Source organism: Bacillus sp. DE0042, from assembly GCF_007680225.1.
GTDB lineage: Bacteria > Bacillota > Bacilli > Bacillales > Bacillaceae_G > Bacillus_A > Bacillus_A wiedmannii.
Genome location: NZ_VEJP01000010.1, coordinates 31979 through 53234, shown reverse-complemented (window position 1 = coordinate 53234; position 21256 = coordinate 31979). Strand labels below are relative to the sequence as shown.

At 34.9% G+C, this 21256-nt stretch carries 19 protein-coding genes and 1 pseudogene; 3 read left to right on the top strand and 17 right to left on the bottom strand.

The genetic code is table 11. The features are described 5' to 3' along the window. Window positions 1-25: 25 nt before the first annotated feature. Window positions 26-538 (top strand): GNAT family N-acetyltransferase, encoded by a 513-nt coding sequence (locus FS802_RS27035; RefSeq protein ID WP_000351216.1) that lies wholly within the window; start codon window positions 26-28, stop codon window positions 536-538. A gap of 32 nt (window positions 539-570) precedes the next feature. Here FS802_RS27035 and pdxR read toward each other — a convergent pair whose 3' ends face one another. Continuing rightward, window positions 571-1971 carry a MocR-like pyridoxine biosynthesis transcription factor PdxR gene (pdxR, locus tag FS802_RS27030; protein ID WP_000891914.1) on the bottom strand — a complete coding sequence of 467 codons (1401 nt, stop codon included), beginning with the start codon at window positions 1969-1971 and terminating at the stop codon, window positions 571-573. Between the two features lie 120 nt (window positions 1972-2091). On the opposite strand from pdxR, the gene FS802_RS27025 reads away from it, so the two are divergent. Together FS802_RS27025 and FS802_RS27020 are read left to right on the top strand one after the other, a co-directional pair. Continuing rightward, window positions 2092-3015 carry a DMT family transporter gene (locus FS802_RS27025; RefSeq protein WP_098654549.1) on the top strand — a complete coding sequence of 308 codons (924 nt, stop codon included), beginning with the start codon at window positions 2092-2094 and terminating at the stop codon, window positions 3013-3015. 115 nt (window positions 3016-3130) lie between these two features. Then, a complete protein-coding gene (locus tag FS802_RS27020) occupies window positions 3131-3655 on the top strand; it encodes a DUF4871 domain-containing protein (protein WP_000719655.1) in 525 nt (174 codons plus the stop codon). 293 nt (window positions 3656-3948) lie between these two features. On the opposite strand, the gene FS802_RS27015 is transcribed toward FS802_RS27020, so the two are convergent. The 16 genes and pseudogenes from FS802_RS27015 to FS802_RS26945 all read right to left on the bottom strand — a co-directional run bounded on the left by FS802_RS27015 (window position 3949) and on the right by FS802_RS26945 (window position 21084). Beyond that, entirely contained in the window at window positions 3949-5148 is a 1200-nt protein-coding gene (locus FS802_RS27015) for an NAD(P)-dependent malic enzyme (protein ID WP_000886554.1), read from the bottom strand. 59 nt (window positions 5149-5207) lie between these two features. Next, window positions 5208-6554: a 2-hydroxycarboxylate transporter family protein gene (locus tag FS802_RS27010; protein WP_000512729.1), complete on the bottom strand. Its 1347-nt coding sequence runs from the start codon at window positions 6552-6554 to the stop codon at window positions 5208-5210. A gap of 122 nt (window positions 6555-6676) precedes the next feature. Beyond that, the gene (locus FS802_RS27005) at window positions 6677-7384 is read right to left on the bottom strand and encodes a response regulator (protein ID WP_048541629.1); all 708 of its coding nucleotides are present in this window, start codon (window positions 7382-7384) and stop codon (window positions 6677-6679) included. Beyond that, window positions 7381-8985: a sensor histidine kinase gene (locus FS802_RS27000; RefSeq protein WP_016089373.1), complete on the bottom strand. Its 1605-nt coding sequence runs from the start codon at window positions 8983-8985 to the stop codon at window positions 7381-7383. The genes FS802_RS27005 and FS802_RS27000 overlap by 4 nt, the downstream gene beginning before the upstream one ends. Before the next feature lie 78 nt (window positions 8986-9063). Further along, window positions 9064-9882, bottom strand: coding sequence for a methyl-accepting chemotaxis protein (locus FS802_RS32130; protein WP_483296244.1), 819 nt, complete (start codon window positions 9880-9882; stop codon window positions 9064-9066). Between the two features lie 120 nt (window positions 9883-10002). Beyond that, a pseudogene (locus tag FS802_RS32125) lies at window positions 10003-11016 on the bottom strand (HAMP domain-containing protein); the annotation flags it as partial. Window positions 11017-11295: 279 nt separating this feature from the next. Then, window positions 11296-12045, bottom strand: coding sequence for a C39 family peptidase (locus FS802_RS26990; RefSeq protein WP_141521273.1), 750 nt, complete (start codon window positions 12043-12045; stop codon window positions 11296-11298). A 13-nt stretch (window positions 12046-12058) separates the two neighbouring features. After that, window positions 12059-12880 (bottom strand): transporter, encoded by an 822-nt coding sequence (locus FS802_RS26985; RefSeq protein WP_098654547.1) that lies wholly within the window; start codon window positions 12878-12880, stop codon window positions 12059-12061. A gap of 206 nt (window positions 12881-13086) precedes the next feature. Beyond that, complete coding sequence (locus FS802_RS26980) at window positions 13087-14337, bottom strand: sensor histidine kinase (protein WP_098116323.1); 1251 nt, start codon at window positions 14335-14337, stop codon at window positions 13087-13089. Then, entirely contained in the window at window positions 14334-15005 is a 672-nt protein-coding gene (locus tag FS802_RS26975; RefSeq protein WP_098116322.1) for a response regulator transcription factor, read from the bottom strand. The genes FS802_RS26980 and FS802_RS26975 overlap by 4 nt, the downstream gene beginning before the upstream one ends. 150 nt (window positions 15006-15155) lie before the next feature. Next, a complete protein-coding gene (locus FS802_RS26970) occupies window positions 15156-15860 on the bottom strand; it encodes a metallophosphoesterase family protein (RefSeq protein WP_078183462.1) in 705 nt (234 codons plus the stop codon). A 415-nt stretch (window positions 15861-16275) separates the two neighbouring features. Continuing rightward, entirely contained in the window at window positions 16276-17652 is a 1377-nt protein-coding gene (locus tag FS802_RS26965) for an ABC transporter substrate-binding protein (RefSeq protein WP_064477143.1), read from the bottom strand. A 21-nt stretch (window positions 17653-17673) separates the two neighbouring features. After that, window positions 17674-18495, bottom strand: a complete 822-nt coding sequence (locus FS802_RS26960; RefSeq protein ID WP_064477144.1) for a carbohydrate ABC transporter permease — start codon at window positions 18493-18495, stop codon at window positions 17674-17676. Next, window positions 18492-19424, bottom strand: a complete 933-nt coding sequence (locus FS802_RS26955) for a carbohydrate ABC transporter permease (protein ID WP_098116321.1) — start codon at window positions 19422-19424, stop codon at window positions 18492-18494. Before FS802_RS26955 ends, FS802_RS26960 begins: the two co-directional genes overlap by 4 nt. Continuing rightward, complete coding sequence (locus FS802_RS26950; protein WP_141521271.1) at window positions 19424-20521, bottom strand: ABC transporter ATP-binding protein; 1098 nt, start codon at window positions 20519-20521, stop codon at window positions 19424-19426. The genes FS802_RS26955 and FS802_RS26950 overlap by 1 nt, the downstream gene beginning before the upstream one ends. Next, the gene (locus tag FS802_RS26945) at window positions 20518-21084 is read right to left on the bottom strand and encodes a glycerol-3-phosphate responsive antiterminator (RefSeq protein WP_000472007.1); all 567 of its coding nucleotides are present in this window, start codon (window positions 21082-21084) and stop codon (window positions 20518-20520) included. The genes FS802_RS26950 and FS802_RS26945 overlap by 4 nt, the downstream gene beginning before the upstream one ends. Between the last annotated feature and the right edge of the window lie 172 nt (window positions 21085-21256).

Genomic DNA, 21256 nt, shown 5'->3' with positions numbered 1-21256 from the left:
TGCAAAGATTTGGAGGGTGATATAATTGGATATCCATGTATTAACAAAAGACGAAGCAGAAATTTATTTAGAACTTCGTGTAGAAGGATTAAAGCAAAACCCTGAAGCTTTCAGCTCTTCTTATGAAGATATTATTAATAAAGAGTGTGCGATTGAATATAAAGCACAAAAATTAGCACAAGATGAAAACTATACGCTAGGTGCATTTAAAGATGGACAATTAATCGGAGTTGCAACGCTGGAAACGAAACCATATGTAAAACAAGAACATAAAGCTAAAATCGGTTCTGTATATGTATCTCCAAAAGCACGCGGACTTGGAGCAGGAAAAGCACTTATTAAAGAATGTCTTGAACTTGCTAAATCTTTAGAAGTAGAACAAGTTATGCTTGATGTTGTTGTTGGCAACGATGGTGCGAAGAAACTTTATGAATCATTAGGTTTTAAAACATTCGGTGTACAAGAACGTTCACTGAAATATAACGGACAGTATTGGGACGAAGAGCATATGGTCTTATTCTTAGATGAAAATAAATAATAAAAAACATCCTCATGCTTGGAGGATGTTTTTTACTTTCTTGTATACCATGCCTTATGTAATAATTGAATCGCTTTCGCAATTTCGTCTTCTGATAAAATCGCAAACCCAAGTAAAACTACATTTTCAGGCGCAGTACCGTCTTTATAGTACGTAGAAACAGGATATATTTTAATACTATATTTTGCAGCTTCTTTAATTAGTTCTTCTTCTCGCATTCCATTATGCACTTGTAATAAAATGTGTAATCCAGAATCTTCTCCTATCACTTCAACACGATTAGAGAAATACTTCTCTATTTCAAAAACAAGTCGATCCCTCTTTTTTCGGTAAACGACACGCATTTTATGAATATGTTTTTCCCAATAGCCTTCATTTAAAAACCTTCTTATCACTTCTTGGTCCATTCTTGAAACACTTTGCGTATAAAATAAATATTCCTTTTGATACTTTTCAATTACATTCTTCGGTAATACTATATAACTCATCCGTAATGAGGGTAACAAAGCTTTTGATAGCGTCCCCATATAAATAACTTTCCCATCTGTATCTAACCCTTGTAGTGCCGGAATTGGCTTTCCTGAATAACGAAATTCACTATCGTAATCATCTTCAATAATATACCTGTCTTCTTCTTTCTTTGCCCATTGTAAAAGCTGCGTCCTCCTCGTAATAGGCATAATCATTCCATATGGGAACTGATGAGAAGGAGTTACAAATACAACATTTGCATCGCTATTTTCTAAATCTGTCATACAAATTCCGTCCCTATCTAAAGACAACATTTGAACCTTCTTTTCTCCCTGTTCAAAAACGACCATTTTCCTATGATAACCTGGGTTTTCAACTGCATAATTACTCCCCTTCAACAATTGAAAAAGTAACTTCACTAATATTTGTGTTCCCGCCCCTAATACAATTTGACTAGCTGAACAACGCACACCTCTAGATTCATACAAATAGCTCGCAATTTCCTCCCTTAAGCTCAATTCTCCTTGAGAGTGTCCAAGAAAAAGCAACTCATTATTATGTGGCTGCCATACATCATTTATAAGCTTGCGGTACGTAGTGAACGGAAAAGTATCCGTATCAACCCCTGTTTGGGTGAAATCAAATTTATAGTTCTCCTCCCGAAACGATACTTCTTCTACTTTCGCTTCGCTTCCTTCTACATAAATCATTTGTTCAATTTTACATACAAAATAACCTTTTCTCGATGCCGATTCAATATAACCTTCTGCAAGTAATTGCTCGTAAGCTGCTTCTACTGTATTCTTACTCACTTGTAAATAGCTCGCCAGCTTTCTTTTAGCAGGTAATTTTGTAAAAGCCGGAATCGTTCCATCTTTAATCTCTTTTTTTATATACTCATACAATTGCACGTACAATGCTATTTTACTTTTCGTATTTAAATTAGGCGTTAATTCTAACATAATATCTGACCCCTTAATAAAACTAAAATCTGATACTTTTTACAGTACCAGAAATTATATATAATTCCTTGTATCATGTCACACATAAAAAATCAAATACTCGAGAGGGGATGCATGATTATGAACAACAATAGACGGATTGGACTCATTATGATTATTACAGGAGCTACCTTATGGGGATTATCTGGCCCGATGATTCAGTGGCTATTTCAACATACTAACGTATCATCAATTGATTTTTTAACAATTCGCTTGTTGCTTGCGGGGATATTTATTTTATCTTTCTTGCTTATAAAGAAACAAAACATATTTCAAATTTGGAAACATCCTAGACATTCCATACAACTTATTATTTTCTCTATTCTCGGCATGCTCGGTGCGCAATATGCCTTTATCGAAACAGTTCATATTAGTAATGCGGTCACAGCGACATTATTTCAATTTCTAGGCCCTGTTCTTATTACCATTTATGTCGCATTTGGACAAAGAAAATTCCCTGCTTCTATGCAACTACTCGCAATTATAACTGCCCTAACAGGAACGTACTTTATTATTACAAACGGTTCAATTGAAAATATTGTTTTATCGAAAGAAGCCATTATTTTCGGCCTATTAACAGCAATTGGCTTTGCATTTTATACCCTTCATCCAGCTTCTCTTATTAAAGAATGCGGAACAACTGTAGTAATTGGCTGGGGGATGTTAATCGGTGGCATTGCCCTGCTTATTTGTAATCGCTCGTTTGAATGGAATCAGCTTTCACAAACTTTTACACCAAAAACTTTTTCTATGCTTATTCTTATCATCATAAGTGGCACTCTTTCTTTCCTCCTTTATATCGGTAGTCTGAAATATTTAGCAGCAACAGAAACGAGCATTTTATCTAGCATTGAACCACTTGTAGCTGCCATCGTTTCAATCGCTTGGCTAAATGAATCCTTTGGAGCATATCAATTATTAGGCGGCGTATGTATCGTTCTTTCTGTTATTTTCTTAACGATGCCGCAAGAGAATGAACCGACTTTTACAACTGAACAAATATAGAAAATGTCAAAAGAGGTCGTACAAAACTTACGACCTCTTTTTATACTTTAAAGGAATTGTCCCGCTTTCTAGCAAATACAATTACACTAACAATAAAAATTAGGAGTGTGACACCATGAAAAAAATCGGAACTATGCTACTTTTCTCTTTTCTCATCGCTGGATGCACACAAGCGCAACCTGATTCAGAAGCACCTAAAAAAGAAGCCATCGCAACGTCATCCACTCAAGTTAATGCACCTTCCTTCTTTCATCTTAGCGTTTTAAAAGATGTAAATTGGGAAGAAACCCCCTCCTTCATACAAGAAAAAATACCTTTAAAAGGCATCGAAGAAAAAATCGCAATGGCTGATAGTCCTATTATCGCAAATGAAAAAAATGAAATGATGTGGTACTTTTTAGATCCTGAAATGCCAACTGGAAAACTATCTATTATTGCACTAAAACAAGGATCAATAACTCCAACACCCGTACTCTTTCAACAAGAAACTTCCAAACCAACTTGGACTACTTCAAATACAATTGATTCTACTACAAACGAACTCCCTCTCACTATGTCACTACCTTCATCTGGATTATGGGTATTAAATATATATGTGAATGAAAAATATTATGATCAGTTTGTAATTACCGCTGAGTAAAGTGACAAAACTAAAACACTTTCTTACAACAATGTAATTTCTACGTCATATACTTCGATAGTGTAAGTATCTCTCTTCTCTTATACTTATTAAAGTAAGAAATGACACAAGGAGAGATGAAAAAGATGATAGAAGTGATCGTAGCAGTAACTGAGGTTTTAGTAAATGGTAAACAAGTTGCAATGGAATTAAATAAATAGTGAAGACACACAAATAAATAATTTTACACTTCTTCATTATTTTGATTTCTTATCTCAAAAAAGCAGTGCCTTTTTAGGCACTGCTTTTAGCTATTAATAACTTGGTATTTTCATAATTTGCGCCACACCTGAATCAATGGCTGCTTTCGCTACAGCTTCCGCAACACTTGGAACAACTCTTTTATCTAACGGATTCGGGATTACATAATTCGCATTACGTTCTTCGTCCGTAATGATGTTAGCGATCCCATATGCTGCCGCTAATTTCATCTCTTCTGTAATATCAGTCGCGCGCACATCTAACGCACCACGGAATATCCCTGGGAACGCCAATACATTATTTACTTGATTCGCATAATCCGAGCGCCCTGTTCCTACTACAGCTGCCCCAGCCTCTAATGCATCCTCTGGGAAGATTTCTGGAATTGGATTCGCCATAGCAAACACAATTGCTTTCTCATTCATCGTTTGTACAAGTTCTTTCGTTAATACGTTAGGAGCAGATACGCCAATAAAAATATCAGCTTGATGAATCGCTTCTTTTAACGTTCCACGCACATATTCTCGATTTGTCTTTTTGGAAACTTCAATTTGTGCTTCGTTCATCCATGATTCACCTTCACAAACAATACCTTCTAAGCTAACTAACGTAATGCGCTTTGCACCAGCCTTTAATAATAATTTTCCAATTGCAATTCCTGCCGAACCCGCACCGTTAATAACAATTTTCACATTATCCATTTGTTTGCTAACAACTTTTAATGCATTAATAACAGCTGCTAAGACGACAATAGCGGTTCCATGTTGATCATCATGGAATACAGGAATATTCGTTTCTGCTTTTAATCGCTTTTCAATTTCAAAACAACGTGGTGCCGCAATATCTTCTAAGTTAATTCCTGCAAACGTAGGCTCTAAATTTTTCACAAGGGTAACGATTTCATCCACATCAGTCGTACCTAAACATAACGGGAAAGCATCTACATTCGCAAATTTCTTAAATAAAATACTCTTCCCTTCCATAACAGGCATAGCTGCTTTCGGTCCAATATTCCCTAAACCAAGTACCGCTGTTCCATCTGAGACAACTGCCACCATATTACCGCGTGCCGTATAGTCATACACTGTTTCTTCATCCGCCGCAATTGCTTTGCAAGACTCCGCTACACCTGGTGTATATGTCAGGCTTAAATCATCCGCTGAATTTACTTCTACTTTACTTGTAATTTCAATTTTCCCTACTAATTCTTTATGCAGTAACAATGATCTTTCATTAATTTGATTATCTAACATACTTATAATCTCCCCTTAATTTGACAAGCTAGCTATATGAATATAGCTAGCTTGTTTGATCATGAAAACATTTTTAATAAAATTGTCGCTGTTACAACCATTGCTGCCCCGCCTAAACGTGTTGAAATTTGCGCAAACGGCATTAATTCCATACGATTTGAAGCTGATAAAATAGCAACATCTCCAGTTCCACCTAAACCACTATGACATCCCGTTACAATTGCTGATTCAACTGGATACATTTTCATCACTTTCCCTACAAGAAAACCTGATGCTACCATTGTAAGAACAACTGATGCGCACACAACAACATACCCTACTGAAAGAACTGCTGCTACGTCTTTTAGCGGAATATATAGCAATCCTAGTCCAACCATTAACGGCCAAGTTAAATTCTTTGAAATAAATTTATATAAATGGAATGCTCCTTGCTCCATTTTTGCTGGCATTAATTTAAAGTATTTCACAAGTGCTGCTGAGAAAATCATAATGATTGCCCCAGGAATACCGATGAACTTAGAAGCAAATCCTCCGAAGATGAAGAACGTACACGCAATTAATAAACCTGCTCCCATTAATGAGAAGTCAATTGGCTTCTCTGTATTTTGTTCTTTTAATAATTCTGCCTGATTGTCTGTTTTCACTAATACACCGTTACCACTAAGCTCCGGTTTCTTCTCACCTAAACGCTTCATATAACCTGCACTCACGATTGCAAACATATTTCCAATAATAGCCGCTGGAATAAGCTGTGATACAAACGTTGCTGATGATTCATTTAAAATATCACTATAAGCTAGCGACAATGGTAAAATCCCTTCCCCAATACCACCACTCACAATTGGTACGATGATAAAGAAAAATGTTTGCTTCATTTCAAACCCAAATAGTGAACCGACCAATAATCCTACTGCTACAGAAGCTAACGTCCCTACTACTAAAGGTATAAACATACGAACGAAACCTTGTACTAATACTTTACGATTCATTCCTAAAATACTTCCGACTACTAAACAAGAAATATATAAATATAAAAAGTTCGATTTTTTCATTAACATAGTCGCGGCTTCCATTGAAGCTGGATTCATCCAGTTAAAAAATACAAGTAATGATGGAATAAATAATGAAAGTATTGCCGGACCGCCGATATTTTTTAAAATTGGAATTCTCATTCCAATGTCACCTAAGAAAATACCCATGATCATAATAACTGCAAATCCACCAATCATATCTGCTGGCAATTTATTATATACAGATGCCCCATAAATAATAGCAGCCAATACTACATATAACGGTAAAGGTATAACACCGATTTTTACATTCATAATTTTAGAAGCGAAAGATTCTCTTTGTACTTCATTTCCTCCAGAAAATGATACCGCTTCCACATTCTTTTGAATTCCCATATGGCACCCCCTTGTTTTCTTAATAACAATATTAAAACGCTTTCAATAGTAAAAATAGTTTTTGTAAGTTTTGTAATTGATTTTGTAATTAAAAAAAGTATAAGCGACTTATAATAAGTCGCTTATACGTAAAACTCTATTTTATTTTTGTCAATACATCTTAATTTACTCACTGGTCTTCCTACGTGTTGATACACCATTTCGTTTTCTAATACTCCAATTTCAGTCAAAAACATTACATACTTTCGAATAGAAACTCTTGAAACTCCAACTAATTGCGCCATTTCATCTGTTGTAAACGCTCGTCCATTCAGCGACTCGATCTTCTGCCAAATTAATTGCATCGTTTGCTTCGTTAATCCTTTCGGAAGCTCTTTAGTGACAGTAGGCTCTCTTTTTTCTTTTTGCAAAATTAACGAATCTAATTCCGATTGACTAATTTTTTGTTGTTCTTTCATGAAAGTAAGTTTTTCTCGATATATAGTTAATGCCTTTTTAAATCGTTCAAATGTAAATGGTTTAATTAAATAATCTACTACACCATATTGTAATGCTTTTTTAATACTCCCCATATCATGTACAGCTGAAATCATCATAATATCGATTTCTTTTTCTTGGTTCCGAATATACATTAAAAGCTCAAATCCAGTTTCTTCAGGCATAAAAATATCAAGTAATACTAAATCTACTCGTGATTCCTCTAATACTTCTATCGCTTCTTTAACGGAGTTAACTGCTTGAACAAGTTCAAACCCTCCTACTTGCTCTAAATAATGCGTATTTAACATTGCTACCATCGGGTCATCTTCTACAATTAAAACTTTAATCATATTTGCCTCTCATCCCTACCTTTAGGTATTTCAATTGTTATCGTTGTTCCCTTTCCTACTAATGAATGCATATGAATTTCCCCATTTATTCGCTGTATACTTTCTTTTACAAGATACAAACCATAACCACGGTTATCTCCCTTTGTGGAATAACCTTTCGTAAATAATGCCCCTATTTCTTCTTCTGGTATACCTTTCCCCGTATCTTGTACTGTAATGATTAATGTATCCCCATATTGTATCTCAAGTTCAACTTGCTTCTTTTCACAATTCGTCACTGCCTCTAATGCATTATCAATTAAATTTCCGACAATCGTAATTAGTTCATGAATAATACTTTCATCATCTATTTCCGGCATGTAAGAATCTTCACTTATGATTAATTTTATATTTTTCTCTCTAGCATAGCTAAGTTTCCCAAGTAAAAAACCAGCAAATACTGGACTTTTTATTCTCTCCATAACCCCACCAATTTCATATTGATGCTCTGATACCATACCGCTTATATACTTCTGTAATTCTTCATACTGCTTCATGTGTGTAAGTCCTAATACGACATGCATTTTATTCATAAATTCATGCGATTGTGCCCGTAATGCTTCCGCATATAGTCTAATACCAGTTAATTCTTCTGCTAATTTTCTAACCTCTGTTTTATCACGAAATGTTGCAATTGCACCAACTATTTCTCCTTTTACATATAAAGGAACACGATTCGTCACAATCGTAATTCCATAAATATTTTGTTCTTCGTTTAATTGTACCTCTCCCGTTTGTAATACTTCTTTTATACGTGAATTAGGCATATACAACTCAACATCTTTACCGATAAAATCTTCTTCAAGTCCACTTTTCTTAAACAATCGTTTTGCCTCATTATTTATTAAAGTTACATTGGCTTCTTTATCTACAGCAATAATACCTTCCTTTACAGATTGTAGCATCGTATTTCTTTCTTCAAGAATTTTCGCTATCCTGTGAGGTTCAAGACCAAATAAACTTTTCTTTATATGTCTAGCTAGCAATATTGCTCCTATAATTCCGACTAGTACTCCAACTCCGACACCAATGTAAATGATATATCTACTTTCCTTAACTCTCTCTTTTACATTATCTGCTGAAATACCAACGGCCACCGCTCCAAGTTGTTCACCTGTTTCAGAAAATACAGGTACAAACACTCGCATTGAAATACCTAAAGTTCCTTCTGCCAGCGATACATGTTCCTTTCCTTTCAATGCAGGCCCTTCATCTCCCCCAATAAAATGATGGCCTATTTTTTGAGGATTTGGATGTGATTTTCTTATTCCATTCATGTCCATAACTACAATAAATTGAACACCTGTGTTTTTTAATATTCTATTTGTATACGTTTGGATTGCAGAAGTATCTGCCTTCCCAATCAAACCATCGATTACAATTGAATCATTCGCCACAATGTGTGCAATTGTTTTTGCTTTCTCTGCTTGGCTATCCTCCGTCGTCCGTTCTACATTATGACTAATTAATATATCTGTCACAAGTAAAGAAAAAATTACAACTGTACAAACTAACAATGTAATCGTTTTCCATAAATTCCATAGTCTTTTTCTTTTTTTCATCCCGTTAATGACTCCCCTAATTGCTGAATAGAAAAATAAGTAAGGTGAAAATAATATCACCTTACTTATCTGCTGTTATTATACTTTAAATTTACTAGTCATGGCTTGTAGTTCTTCGGCCATCCCAGCTAAGTTTTGCGAAGCTGAACTAATTTCTTCCATTGAATTCACTTGTTCTTCTGTTGAAGCAGCAACACTTTGCATACTAGCTGTATTTTCTTCTGCAGCCGCTGCAATTTCATCAATAGCATTTGTCACTTCATTTGCATCTCCAGCAATTCTCTTCGTTGTTTCTACCATTTGATTAACTTGAGAAACAATATGTGTAGTAGAACTTAAAATTTCCGTAAAACTTGCTTTCGTTTTTGTTACAACATCAAGGCCTTGTTGAACTTCTCCATTCACATTATCCATCGCCTTAACAGTATGTTCAATATCCGCCTTAATTTCTGCAATTAAATTTGCAATCTCTCCAGATGATTCTCCTGATTGCTCCGCTAATTTTCTAACCTCATCAGCTACAATAGCAAACCCTCGGCCCTGTTCACCTGCTCTTGCCGCTTCAATAGCCGCATTTAAAGCTAATAAGTTCGTTTGAGTAGCGATGTTTTGAATCGCTTCAGAAATAGCTCCTACCTGCTTTGATTTCTCATCAAGAAGTTTAATAATAGCATCTGACTCGGATACCGATCTAGAAATAGACTGCATTTGTTTTGCTGTTTGTTCAACCAATTCTTCCCCTTCTTCAGCTCTTTCTCTCGCATGTAATGAGGAGATAGAAATTGATTCCGCGCTTCCAGTTACATCTTGAATTGCTGTATTTACCTGTTGTAATGTAACCGCACCTTCTTCAACACCTTGACTTTGTAATTCAGCCCCACCTGATACTTGTTCCATTGCAATTGTAATTTGATCTGTCGCATCATTTGCTTGCTGTACGCTCGCTGTTAACTCTTCAGCCGATGCAGCGACATGTTCTGCTGAAAAACTAATTTGAGTAATCACATCTTGTAAAGAGGCAGACATTTCATTAAATGAATTCCCTAATTTCCCTATATCATCCTTGGAATGGATTGTAATTTTCTCTGTCAAATCTCCCTTACTAATTTTATGTGCCGAGTCAGCTATTTTTCTTAATGGTCTTGTAATAGACTTTGTAATGAAATAAATTAATACACTACCAAATACAATAGCGATAGCAATGACAATCAAAGTCTTATAAAACACTGGATTCGCAGCTTGGGTAATTTCTTCGTCGAACATAACTCCAACTACTTTCCATCCTGTTTTCTCATTTGTTGCAAAGATTAAATTCTTTTTATCACCTTGTTCTGTATAAGACACATTTCCTTGTTTTTCTTCATAAATTGGTTTAATCCACGGATCAGTAACTTTTGCACCTGGTTTTCTAGATGGATGACTAACAATTTGCTTATTTTGATCTAGAATAACTGCATAACCTTTTTCACCAATGTTAATCATTTTGGAAATTTTTAAGATGTTATCTAAATTTAAGTTAATTCCTATAACACCTTTACCATCTTTTACTTCTTTAGCAATTGTCACTACCATATTTTTAGTAGATGCTGATTGATATGGTGCAGTAACAATTACTTTCCCTTTATTTTCATGTGCTTCTTTATACCAAGATCTATCTGTTGGATTATACCCATCAGCCATTTGGATAAATGGTTCTCTTATAAACTTTCCCGCCTGTGTTCCAATATAAATACCTTCTACTTCTGGATGAAGTTTTATATATTGCGCTAACTTCGTTCTTACTATTTCTTCTTGTCCGTTTGGATATGTATCCTCTGTTAAAATGTCTGCAAAGTACGCCGCATCAACAAATTTCTCTTCTATATTTTGAGAAATAACAGTATTTAAAACTGAAATATTTTCCTTTGCTTTACCTGTAATTTGTTGTTCAAAATTTGTTTTGGCAGTTTGATATGAAACACCACCGATAATAAGTCCTGGTATAGTTAAAATAAGAAAAAATGAAATGATTAATTTTTTCTTGATACTCATACATTTAACCCAGTTAAATATTTTTTGCATAATAAGCCTCCTTTATGTAATGTGAATACTTGTGTAATTTTATACAATTAACATATATAAAACAATATATAATGATAATATGTATTTTTTTGTCAATTATGCATTTTTTCATATTCACTACTTCTAAAGATTTAATCATAAAAAATAAGAGAACTTCAGCTTATATAATAAGCTGAAGTTCTCTTATTTTTTGACAAAAAACACCCACAAAAACTCCTCACAGTTCCTTACATCTATTTCCTTACTAATTCATTTAGAGCTTTTCACATAACTAATCGCCTGACTCCCCATTTGCATCCATGCCTTTTCAAATTTTCCTCTCGGCACTTTTACATCTAGGCTATCCTCGAGAGGATCCCGAATATATACAAATTCTTCATCGTATCCAATCAGTACTACACAATGTTCATTATACGTAATAGAAACATCTCCGCTATTTGTTTCCCATGTAGTAAATTCATCTTCATCTAATGGCGCAAATGTTGCATTCGTAATCATAACTACCGGTTGTCCTGATTTTACACTCTTATAAAGTTCTTCTATACTCTTCCCTGTTAAGTCCACAGCTTTATTAGGTAAATACTTTTTCGCTAATTGAAAAAGTGGTCCGTGATATACACCATATCCAGATTCAGAAAAGGTATAAATATTTCCTACAAATCCTTCATTCGGATTCCCACGTACACCATCGTTCATAAAATCAACTTTCTTTATTTCATTTGCTAATTTCATCTTATCCACTGTAATGCCTGCATATTGTAACATCATCGCTAAGCTAGTCACTTCACAGCCTCTATCTAGCTCTGGTAATTGCTGAATTAAAGGTACATTCGATAAGATGACCTTTTCATCATTATTACTAAAATCTGCTTCTTTTCCGCTTTGTATATTGAAGAATGTTAACTTCTCCGCATACTTTATAATGCCATTTGTATATACATTCCATACTGCTATAGCTAGTAAAGCCATACATATATACCACTTCCATCTCCGTATCACTCTCACGCCCTTTTTAGTTCGTTAAATAAAAATAAAACGCGTCAGCATCCGTGCGAATCACCGGTACAAAATTTAGTTCTTTTCCTTTTTCAGGCTGATCTTTTTTAATTTTTTCTGCTAATTCTTGAACGTTCATACTCGTTTTATCCATATTAAGCTCATCTGCCATTTGTAACACTTTTTGTTCATTAATTTCGCTTAATACTTGATATATATCTTTACCATACAAATCAATATGATATTTTTTTGCTTCTTCCTGCACTTTTTGTTCGTACACTTCTTGCGCTAACGTTTCTATCTCTTTTCCTTTTTGTGAAATACCTAACTTCCCTGCTTCCTCTCTTACTTTCGTTCCATAGATTTCTTCCGCAATGTCCTCTATTTCTTTTCCATTTGTCGAAATGCCTAATTTATCCGCTTCATCGCTAATTTTAATCGTATTAATTTGAGTAATTAAATTTACAATCGTTGTATTCTCTATAGATATGCCTAGCTTTAACGCTTCTTGCTTCACTTTTGTTTCATAGATTTCTTCTGAAAGAGTTCCAACGTCTTTTCCTTCAATCGAAATTCCTAACTGTTCAGCTTCTCTTCCTACTTCCGTCTCATGAATTTCTTTTTCTAGCGTAATTTGTTCTTTCCCTTCTGTTTCAATACCTAGATTCTCCGCCTTTTCTTCTGTATGTACCGCATGTATCTTCCCATTATTTAATTGTTCTTTACTGCGCTGCGTGTAATTTGTCTTTCCTTTTGATGTTTCAGAAGGAGAGGCCCCCCCTAATATGCTTAAGCTCATTACTCCAATAGTGAATACCGTCATCATTTTCTTTTTCAAAATTAATTCCTCCCTCTTACACTTTCTTTTCCATCATTCCCTATACATAATCGAAATAACATTATGATCGATATAATCTGCTCAAATACCTTTTTATAATCGCTTCTTTATGCAACGAACTTTCTGTATATAATACATGTTATAAATAGTTTCTTAACTTTCCCTTAAAAAAAGACGACCTTGTAAAAACAAGATCGTCTTCTCACTTATATTCTTTGGTTTTTAGGGAAATTCACTTCAAAACAAGTACCCTCTCCCCATTTGCTCTCTACTAATATTTTCCCATAATGCTTTTCTACAATCCAATTTGCGATTGAAAGGCCTAATCCCGCTCCTTCTGACGCACTTCTCGCTTTATCACCTTGATAAAAACGATCAAATAATTTTGGGATGTCCTCATCTTTAACCCCTATCCCGTCATCTTTCACCCGTATACGAATTGAGCTGCTCGTTTGCGTACAATCGATTTGAATATGTCCGCCCCCATTTGTATACTTCATCGCATTATCTAACAATATGACCATCATTTGATGAATTCTCTCTCTATCACCCATAAATGATATGTCATGTTCTACTTTCAATATCATCTCTTTTTCTTGATATGAAGCAATTTCCTTATATGGATCTACTATTTCTTCTAACAATGTATCCATTTGAAATGTTTTCTTATCCATCTCAATTTGATTAGAATCCGAACGTGCTAACAATAATAAATTAGTTACAAGCTTAGATAACCGTCTACACTCCTTTGAAATCGTAGAAATATCCATCGCTTTTTCTTCTATTGTCGCAGATGGTGACTGAAATAACACATCTGTTTTTGATTGAATAACTGCAAGTGGTGTCCTTAATTCATGTGATGCATCCGAAACGAATTGCTGCTGTTTTTCCCACGAATTTTGAATGGGTATGAGTGCCCTGCCGGCTAAGAAAAAGCCGATGCCTATTGCACATAAACTTCCTACACTACAACCAATAACAAGAATTAAAAATAAAGTATTTAGCATCTCTTCTTCAGCTGTTGTATCGCGTACAATTTGAACTATTTTCCCATCTTCTTTAAACGCAAAGGTTCTAAAATATCGTCCTTGCACTTCAATATCTTGCAAATCCCCTAACTTCTTTGGGAAAAACTGATCCAAATTCCCTTCAAAGCTAGAACGAAATTTATGGTTATCTCCCTCTATCTCTACTACTTTCCCATTCCAAGTTATTTTAGTTATCCGGGGATCTCCAATTTTAATGTTCTCCATACGTTTTCTTGGTAATATTTTAGCATCAAATTTTTTTCCAAACTGAGCCTTCATTTTTATAGATTGATCCACTTCATTATAAATCCGCTTATATGTGTACGAATAAATAATACTACCTAATACGCCTATCAAGATAATAAATACTAATGAATTCAATATAGTCAATCGAATGCGCGTCTTCTGAAACATGCTTCCCTTTTTCATTGTTCTTTTAATATATATCCAATACCTCGAACAGTTTGAATATCTTTCTGATAACCGAATGGCTCTAATTTTTTACGTAAATGATGGACATACACTTCTACAATTGCTACTGTCGTATCTGAATCAAATCCCCAAACACGATCAAAAATTTGTTCACGCATTAAAATCTTTCCACTATTTTGAACAAGGTACTCTAGAAGCTCATATTGTTTTAATGTTAGCTTAATACTTTGTCCATCTACTTGAACATCTTTATCTTTTCCAAACAGTTCAATCCCTTTATAACGAATGGTCTGCTTTGTTGTTAAACTACCACTTCGTCGTAACAAAGCACGAATTCTCGCTTTTAACTCTGGAGCCTGAAATGGCTTAACGATATAGTCATCCCCACCAAAGTCCAAGCCTTTCACGCGATCTTCTAAAGAATCTCTCGCTGTCAAAAATAGGACTGGTGTTTCAATCTTTTCATCACGTATTTTTTGAATTACTTCAAAACCGTCCATTTCTGGCATCATCACATCAAGCAAAATGGCGTCATATATATTTTGTAATGCTAGAAATAATCCATCTTCTCCATTCAATGCTGTATCTACTTCAAATTCATCGCGTAATATTTGGACAATAGACTCTAATAAAGAAGCATTATCTTCTACTACGAGTAAGCGCATATTCTCACCTTCCACCATATCGTTCAATTCTATTTATAATTATATTTTAACGTTTTTCTCAATATAAAATTTGAAAGATTTATTATAAAAATTCTTCCTTAAATTTTTCTTAGTAAAAAATTGAAAGAAATAAGATTCCCCTTATCTCTTTCAACTTTTTACTACGTACACCTTTTTACTCGGCAATTCTAAACAATTTAACTGGCCACCATATACAGCACCGCCATCAATCCCTATAATACGATTACTCCCAAAATACACGCCACAATTCTCACTACCATGAAACGTTTTTGTTTCCGTATGACCAAATACAACAACCTTTTCACCACTATACCCACTATGAAACTCATTACGTATCCACATTAACGTATATGGTTCACATTCCGAAACTCGCTTCAATGGCTCAACACCGGCATGTACAAATATATACTCTTCTGTTTCAATGTAATGATCTAATTCTTGAATAAATTTTACATGTTCCTCTAAAACATGCGATTGTAAAATTGGTTTTTGGAAGGCTTCTTCATTAACTACAATATCTTCATCTACAAAGCCATAGCTGTATAAAGTCTTATCTCCACCATTCCTTTTTACCCAATGGTTCCATGAACGTTCTTCATCAGTCGTTAACGCTTTAATCATCATATCTTCATGATTACCCTTTAGAACGAGGGCTCCCTCTTCTTTTAACGCTTTTACCTTTTCAATTACAGCACGCGCATTGGGACCACGATCTACATAATCCCCTAATAAAATCAATTGATCCTGTCTTGCATCATATTGAGCTTCTTCTAATAACTGTTCGAACTTTTCTATTTCTCCATGAATATCACTAATAACAAGAATTCTTTTCATATTATCCCCTTCTTTCTAAACCACTCTCTTTCTAATTATAGTTCAAAACAACAGAAATTTCTGAATCCATATTCAAAATCACATTTATTACAAATAAAACGATTGTCCTTACAACAATGTAAGTCTCTTGTCATCCAATTCGATAGTTGCAAGTGCTATATTTCCTTATACTAAAAGTAAGAAATGAAACAAAAAACAAGGAGAGATGAGACATGAAAAAAGTAATGGAAGTTGTAGTAGCGGTGGCAGAGGTTTTCGTAAATGGCAAACAAGTTGCAATGGAGTTAAACAAATAATGAAAAGGACAAGATTCATTCTAGACCCTTTACTCATATAAAAGAGATAAGACTTCTTCATTTTTTTGATCCCTTATCTCCTTGAAAAAGCCGTATCCTTTTTCGGATACGGCTTTTTCTTATTTTTGACTCGTACGAGCTGAAATACTAATTGCTCTATCAGTTGCTTTGGCAGCTTCATCTAACGCTTCTTTACTATTCTTCCCGTCATACATTGCTTCTAATGCTTTTACAACTGCATCTCGTGATTCTGGGAATACACTAATTAAAGCCCCTTGAGTTGCTGGAGATTGCTTCGTCGCTTGTAATTGTTCCACTGTTACTTTTAGCTGTGGATATTTTTCATATTGCTCTTTTACTAATGGTTCATTGTATGCATCTGGATTAATAGAGAAATAGCCTGTTGCAGTATGCCATTTTGCTTGTACGTCTGGCTTCGTTAAATATTTCATAAAGTCCCAAGCACCTTGTTGTGTTTCTTCTGAAACCATATTCGTCATCCATAATGATGCTCCGCCAATAACAACACCATTTTGTTTCGAATCCTCTGGATATGGAATATATGACACGCCTACATTAAACTTAGATGCATCAATTAAGTCGCGAACACCAGCTGAAGAATCTAAATACATAGCAACTTGTCCAGACTGGAACGCGGCACGAATATCATCCCAACTTGCTCCATATTTTCCAAGTGCGCCAGCTTTATTTAAATCATCTAACATTCCAAATACTTTCTGTCCTTCTTTATCGTTAAATACCGCCTTCTTTGCAGCATCTTTGCGACCGTTTTCGTTATCTACATATAAAGCACCTTGTGTCGCTAACAATTCTTCAAAGAACCAACCATAATTCAGCATGGAGAATCCATATTGTTTTACATTTCCGCCTTCTTTAATCGTTAACTTTTTCGCTGCTTCTTGTAATTCCGCATACGTTTTCGGAGCTTTTTCTGGATCTAAGCCCGCCTTTGCGAAAGCATCTTTATTATAAATTAGTACTGGTGTAGATGAATTAAATGGCATAGAATACATTTTTCCATCAACTGAATAATAATTTGTAATTGCTTTTTCCAACTTTGAGGTGTCGTACTTATCTTTTTTTATCCAACTATCAATTGGCGTAATCTTTTTGCTATCAATCATATATTTTGTTGTAATTTCACTCGACTGAACAAGAGCTGGCGCTTCTTTCGTAGCAGACATCGTTCTAAATTTCGTTAAAGACTCTTCATATGTCCCTTGGAACTCTGCCTTTATCTCGTATTTATTCTGTGACTTATTATAGTCTGCAACAAGCCCATCTAGTACGCCTTGTGTTTTTCCACCCATCGCATGCCAAAAACGAATTACAGTCTTATCACCATTTTTTTCAACTGGTGCTACTTTTGCCTGCGCTTCAGATTTCCCCTCCGTTTTACTACTTGAACAAGCGGCACTAGATAATGCCATTGTTGCTGCCATTAATAGAGCAGCACCTTTTTTAACTAAACTCATTTTAATCTCACCTTCTCTTGGTTATTTAATTGCACCTTTTGTTAATCCTTGTTGTAATTGCTTTTGCCCTACAAATAGTAAAATCAGTGTTGGAATGACAATAACCGTAACACCGGCCATTACGCTTCCCCAATCAGTTGCAACTTCTTGAGACTGAAGCTGCTTTACACCAATTTGAACTGTTCTTACTTTTTCATCAGTGGTCACTAAGAGTGGCCATAAGTACATATTCCATGTTGTTAAAAAACTATATACTCCAAGCGTAATAAAACTCGTTTTACAATACGGAATTACGACGCTAAATAAAAACCTTACATTTCCAATCCCTTCAATAAAGGCTGCTTCTTTCAGTTCATTCGGAAGCGTCATAAAATGTTGACGTAACAAGAAAATACCGAAAGCTGTTGCAAAAAACGGCACTGTCATCCCAGCAAAGCTATTGATCCAACCGAAGTTTTGAATCGTTAAAAAGTTCGGTACCATCGTTGCTTCCCACGGAATAAGCATCGTTGAAATAAACAGGAAGAAAATAAGGTTTCTTCCTTTAAACTGTAAAAAGACAAAAGCATAAGCCGCTAAGCTTGATACGATAAGTTGTCCAATCATAACGACTGTCGATACAACTAAACTGTTGTACAAGTATGTCAAAAGCGGTACTTTTTGAAAAATATTAATAAAATTATCGAAAGTAAATTGGGTCGGAAATAGCCTTCTCATTTGAATATCATCTGGTGTCATAAAGCTTATTAAAAACGCATAGAGTACAGGAAAAAACACCATTACTGCACTAATAATGAGCAGCATATATAATAGGAAATTTTGTTTCCACTGTTTAACGATCATTTATAATGCACCTTTCTCTCAGCAAACTTAAATTGAAGTAATGTAGCAATGAAAATGAAAACAAATAATATCATCGCTTGTGCACTTGCTGTTCCAAATTGATGATTCACAAACGCCTCTTTATAAATCGAGTACACAATTAAATTTGTTGCATCATTTGGTCCACCGTGCGTTAAAATATCAATTTGTCCAAAGCTTTGGAACGCACTAATTAACGTTACTGTCACGATAAAGAATAAAGTTGGTGATAGCATCGGTAATGTAACACGGCGAAGCTTATATAAATAGCTAGCGCCATCTATAGATGCACTCTCATATAAAGACGTATCAATATTTTGTAAAGCACCTAATATAACTAAAAATGCAAATCCTGTATTCACCCAAACCGTTGTAACCGATACAGAGAACAATGCCCAATCTGGACTCGTTAACCATGCGATTGCAGGTAGATTCATAGAGGCTAATATATTATTAAATAACCCGACACTTGGATGAAATAAAAATAGCCAAATCACCGCACTAGCAGCTACTGATATTCCCATAGTGGAAGAAAATAACACACGGAATAACCCAATACCTCTTACTTTTCCATTTGCAATCAATGCAAGAAATAAAGCGAATATAATACTCGTAGGCACTGTATATACAACAAATAATAAAGTTGACTTTATGCTTTTGTAGAAAGCAGGATCAGAAAATAAGTATTGATAATTTTCTAAGCCAACAAAAAGATTAGCTTCTCCGTGTATATCTGTTAAATAAAAGCTATAGTAAATCGTCCTAAATAATGGATAAAAAAGAAAAATCGAAAATAGTAAAATAGATGGCGCCAAAAATAATAATCCTATTCTTAAATCTTTCGTTTTACTCCATAAACACTTCTTTTTTGACACTTTTTCTTGTGCTGGTAACTTGCCTACCTCAATCATTATTTCGCCACCACTTTCAACTCTTCTTCAGCTACCACTTTTAATCGTTCATTCGTATTTTGGTGAAAGAAGCATAACTTATCTTGCGAGAATAATAATTTTACTTTGTCACCTTTGTTCAGGAGTAGCTGTCCAATGACTTTTGCACTCCAAGTTATTCCATTTACCGCAAAACTTAATATAGATTCGTTCCCTAATACTTCTACAGATTGTAACGTGACTTCTTGCCCTTCCCCAGACAGTTCAATATGTTCAGGACGCATGCCTATTCGAATTGTTCCTTCTGGTAATTGCTTTAACAGTCCATTAGATAATGGAATTTGCAATTGCCCTATATGTAATACACCTTTTTCTTTGTCCATTTCTCCATCATTTATATTCATCGAAGGAGACCCTATAAAGCTTGCAACAAATTCATTCGCTGGTTCGTTATATATATCAAGCGGTGTTCCAACTTGCTGTATGCTTCCTTTATTTAAGACCATGATACGATCTCCCATAGTCATCGCTTCTATTTGATCGTGAGTAACGTAAATCATTGTAATTCCTAACCGTTGCTGAATTTCTCTAATTTCAATCCTCATTTGCGCACGTAATTTCGCATCTAAATTCGAAAGTGGTTCATCCATTAAACAAATTGGTGCTTGACTCACGATCGCCCTAGCAAGCGCAACACGCTGTCTTTGTCCCCCTGATAATTGTCCTGGCTTCATTTTTACATACTCTTTCAGTCCTACCATTTCAATTGCTTCCATTAATCGCTTTTGTCGCTCTTCTTTTTGTACTTTTCTTACCTTAAGTCCGAATAAAATGTTTTCTTCTACAGATAAGTGTGGATATAGCGCATAATTTTGAAATACCATTGATAGATTACGGTCTTTCGGCTCTAAATCATTTGCAACATGTTCATTAATAATTAAATCCCCCGAAGAAATCTCTTCTAAGCCAGCAATCATTCGTAATAGTGTACTTTTCCCACATCCTGAAGGTCCAACTAAAACAAAAAACTCGCCCTTTTTAATGTGAACCGATACACCTTTAACCGCTGTCTCTTCCGCATTTTTATACACCTTTGAAACATTTTTCAATTCAATCACAAGATTGCACTCCTTTTTTCTTCGTGTATCCATACTTCATAATGACTCGTTGAAATTGCACTTGCTCCTGCACGAATAGCAATTTCCGCATCTTCTCGTGTTTGAATCAGTCCGCCTGCAATAATAGGAAATTCTATTTCTTCTGCTAACTGCTTAATAATGGAAGGCATAATACCAGGCATAATCTCTACCGCATTCGGTTTAGTCGTTTTACAATTCTCAATTGATTTTGTAAGAGATAAAGTATCAACAATAAAAATGCGTTGAATCGTTTTTAATCCAATTTTATTAGCATTTCGAATTGTCGAACCTTTTGTTGAAATAATACCCTGCGCCCCGATAACATCTTGAATATACAAAAGAGCTTCCTCTGTATTTGTATTTAAACCTTGTATAAAATCACAATGAAGAAATACATCATGTCCATGCTTCTGTAATTCATATACACGCTCTGGTAACTCCAGCATTGAACCAGTCATAAGAAAAACTGTTTTCGGTAATTTTTTGTATGTTTTGTACCCTTTCCAATCTTTTATCATCGCAATATAAGGTTCTTTAAACATTCGTTCCACCTAGCTTTTCTATTTTTATCCAAACTAAAAACACCTACTTACATAGAACACCTTTCTCCTTATTTGAACTCTAGGAAATAGAGCAAACCTAAGAAAGTGGCACGTTATATGTAAGCGGGTGTTCTCAAATGTTCTCTACCCTAGTTATTCTGTTACCTTTACT

Excerpts from the sequence above, each read along its gene's own strand:
- FS802_RS26975 (WP_098116322.1), bottom strand. The coding sequence starts at position 15,005 with ATGCGCTTACTCGTAGTAGAAGATAATGCTTCTTTATTAGAGTCTATT.
- FS802_RS26955 (WP_098116321.1), bottom strand. The coding sequence starts at position 19,424 with ATGATTGAGGTAGGCAAGTTACCAGCACAAGAAAAAGTGTCAAAAAAG.
- FS802_RS27025 (WP_098654549.1), top strand. The coding sequence starts at position 2,092 with ATGAACAACAATAGACGGATTGGACTCATTATGATTATTACAGGAGCT.
- FS802_RS26980 (WP_098116323.1), bottom strand. The coding sequence starts at position 14,337 with ATGAAAAAGGGAAGCATGTTTCAGAAGACGCGCATTCGATTGACTATA.
- FS802_RS27000 (WP_016089373.1), bottom strand. The coding sequence starts at position 8,985 with ATGAAAAAAAGAAAAAGACTATGGAATTTATGGAAAACGATTACATTG.
- FS802_RS27010 (WP_000512729.1), bottom strand. The coding sequence starts at position 6,554 with ATGGGAATTCAAAAGAATGTGGAAGCGGTATCATTTTCTGGAGGAAAT.
- FS802_RS27015 (WP_000886554.1), bottom strand. The coding sequence starts at position 5,148 with ATGTTAGATAATCAAATTAATGAAAGATCATTGTTACTGCATAAAGAA.
- FS802_RS26945 (WP_000472007.1), bottom strand. The coding sequence starts at position 21,084 with ATGTTTAAAGAACCTTATATTGCGATGATAAAAGATTGGAAAGGGTAC.
- FS802_RS32130 (WP_483296244.1), bottom strand. The coding sequence starts at position 9,882 with ATGGAACAAGTATCAGGTGGGGCTGAATTACAAAGTCAAGGTGTTGAA.
- FS802_RS27005 (WP_048541629.1), bottom strand. The coding sequence starts at position 7,384 with ATGATTAAAGTTTTAATTGTAGAAGATGACCCGATGGTAGCAATGTTA.
- FS802_RS27020 (WP_000719655.1), top strand. The coding sequence starts at position 3,131 with ATGAAAAAAATCGGAACTATGCTACTTTTCTCTTTTCTCATCGCTGGA.
- pdxR (WP_000891914.1), bottom strand. The coding sequence starts at position 1,971 with ATGTTAGAATTAACGCCTAATTTAAATACGAAAAGTAAAATAGCATTG.
- FS802_RS26965 (WP_064477143.1), bottom strand. The coding sequence starts at position 17,652 with ATGAGTTTAGTTAAAAAAGGTGCTGCTCTATTAATGGCAGCAACAATG.
- FS802_RS26960 (WP_064477144.1), bottom strand. The coding sequence starts at position 18,495 with ATGATCGTTAAACAGTGGAAACAAAATTTCCTATTATATATGCTGCTC.
- FS802_RS26970 (WP_078183462.1), bottom strand. The coding sequence starts at position 15,860 with ATGAAAAGAATTCTTGTTATTAGTGATATTCATGGAGAAATAGAAAAG.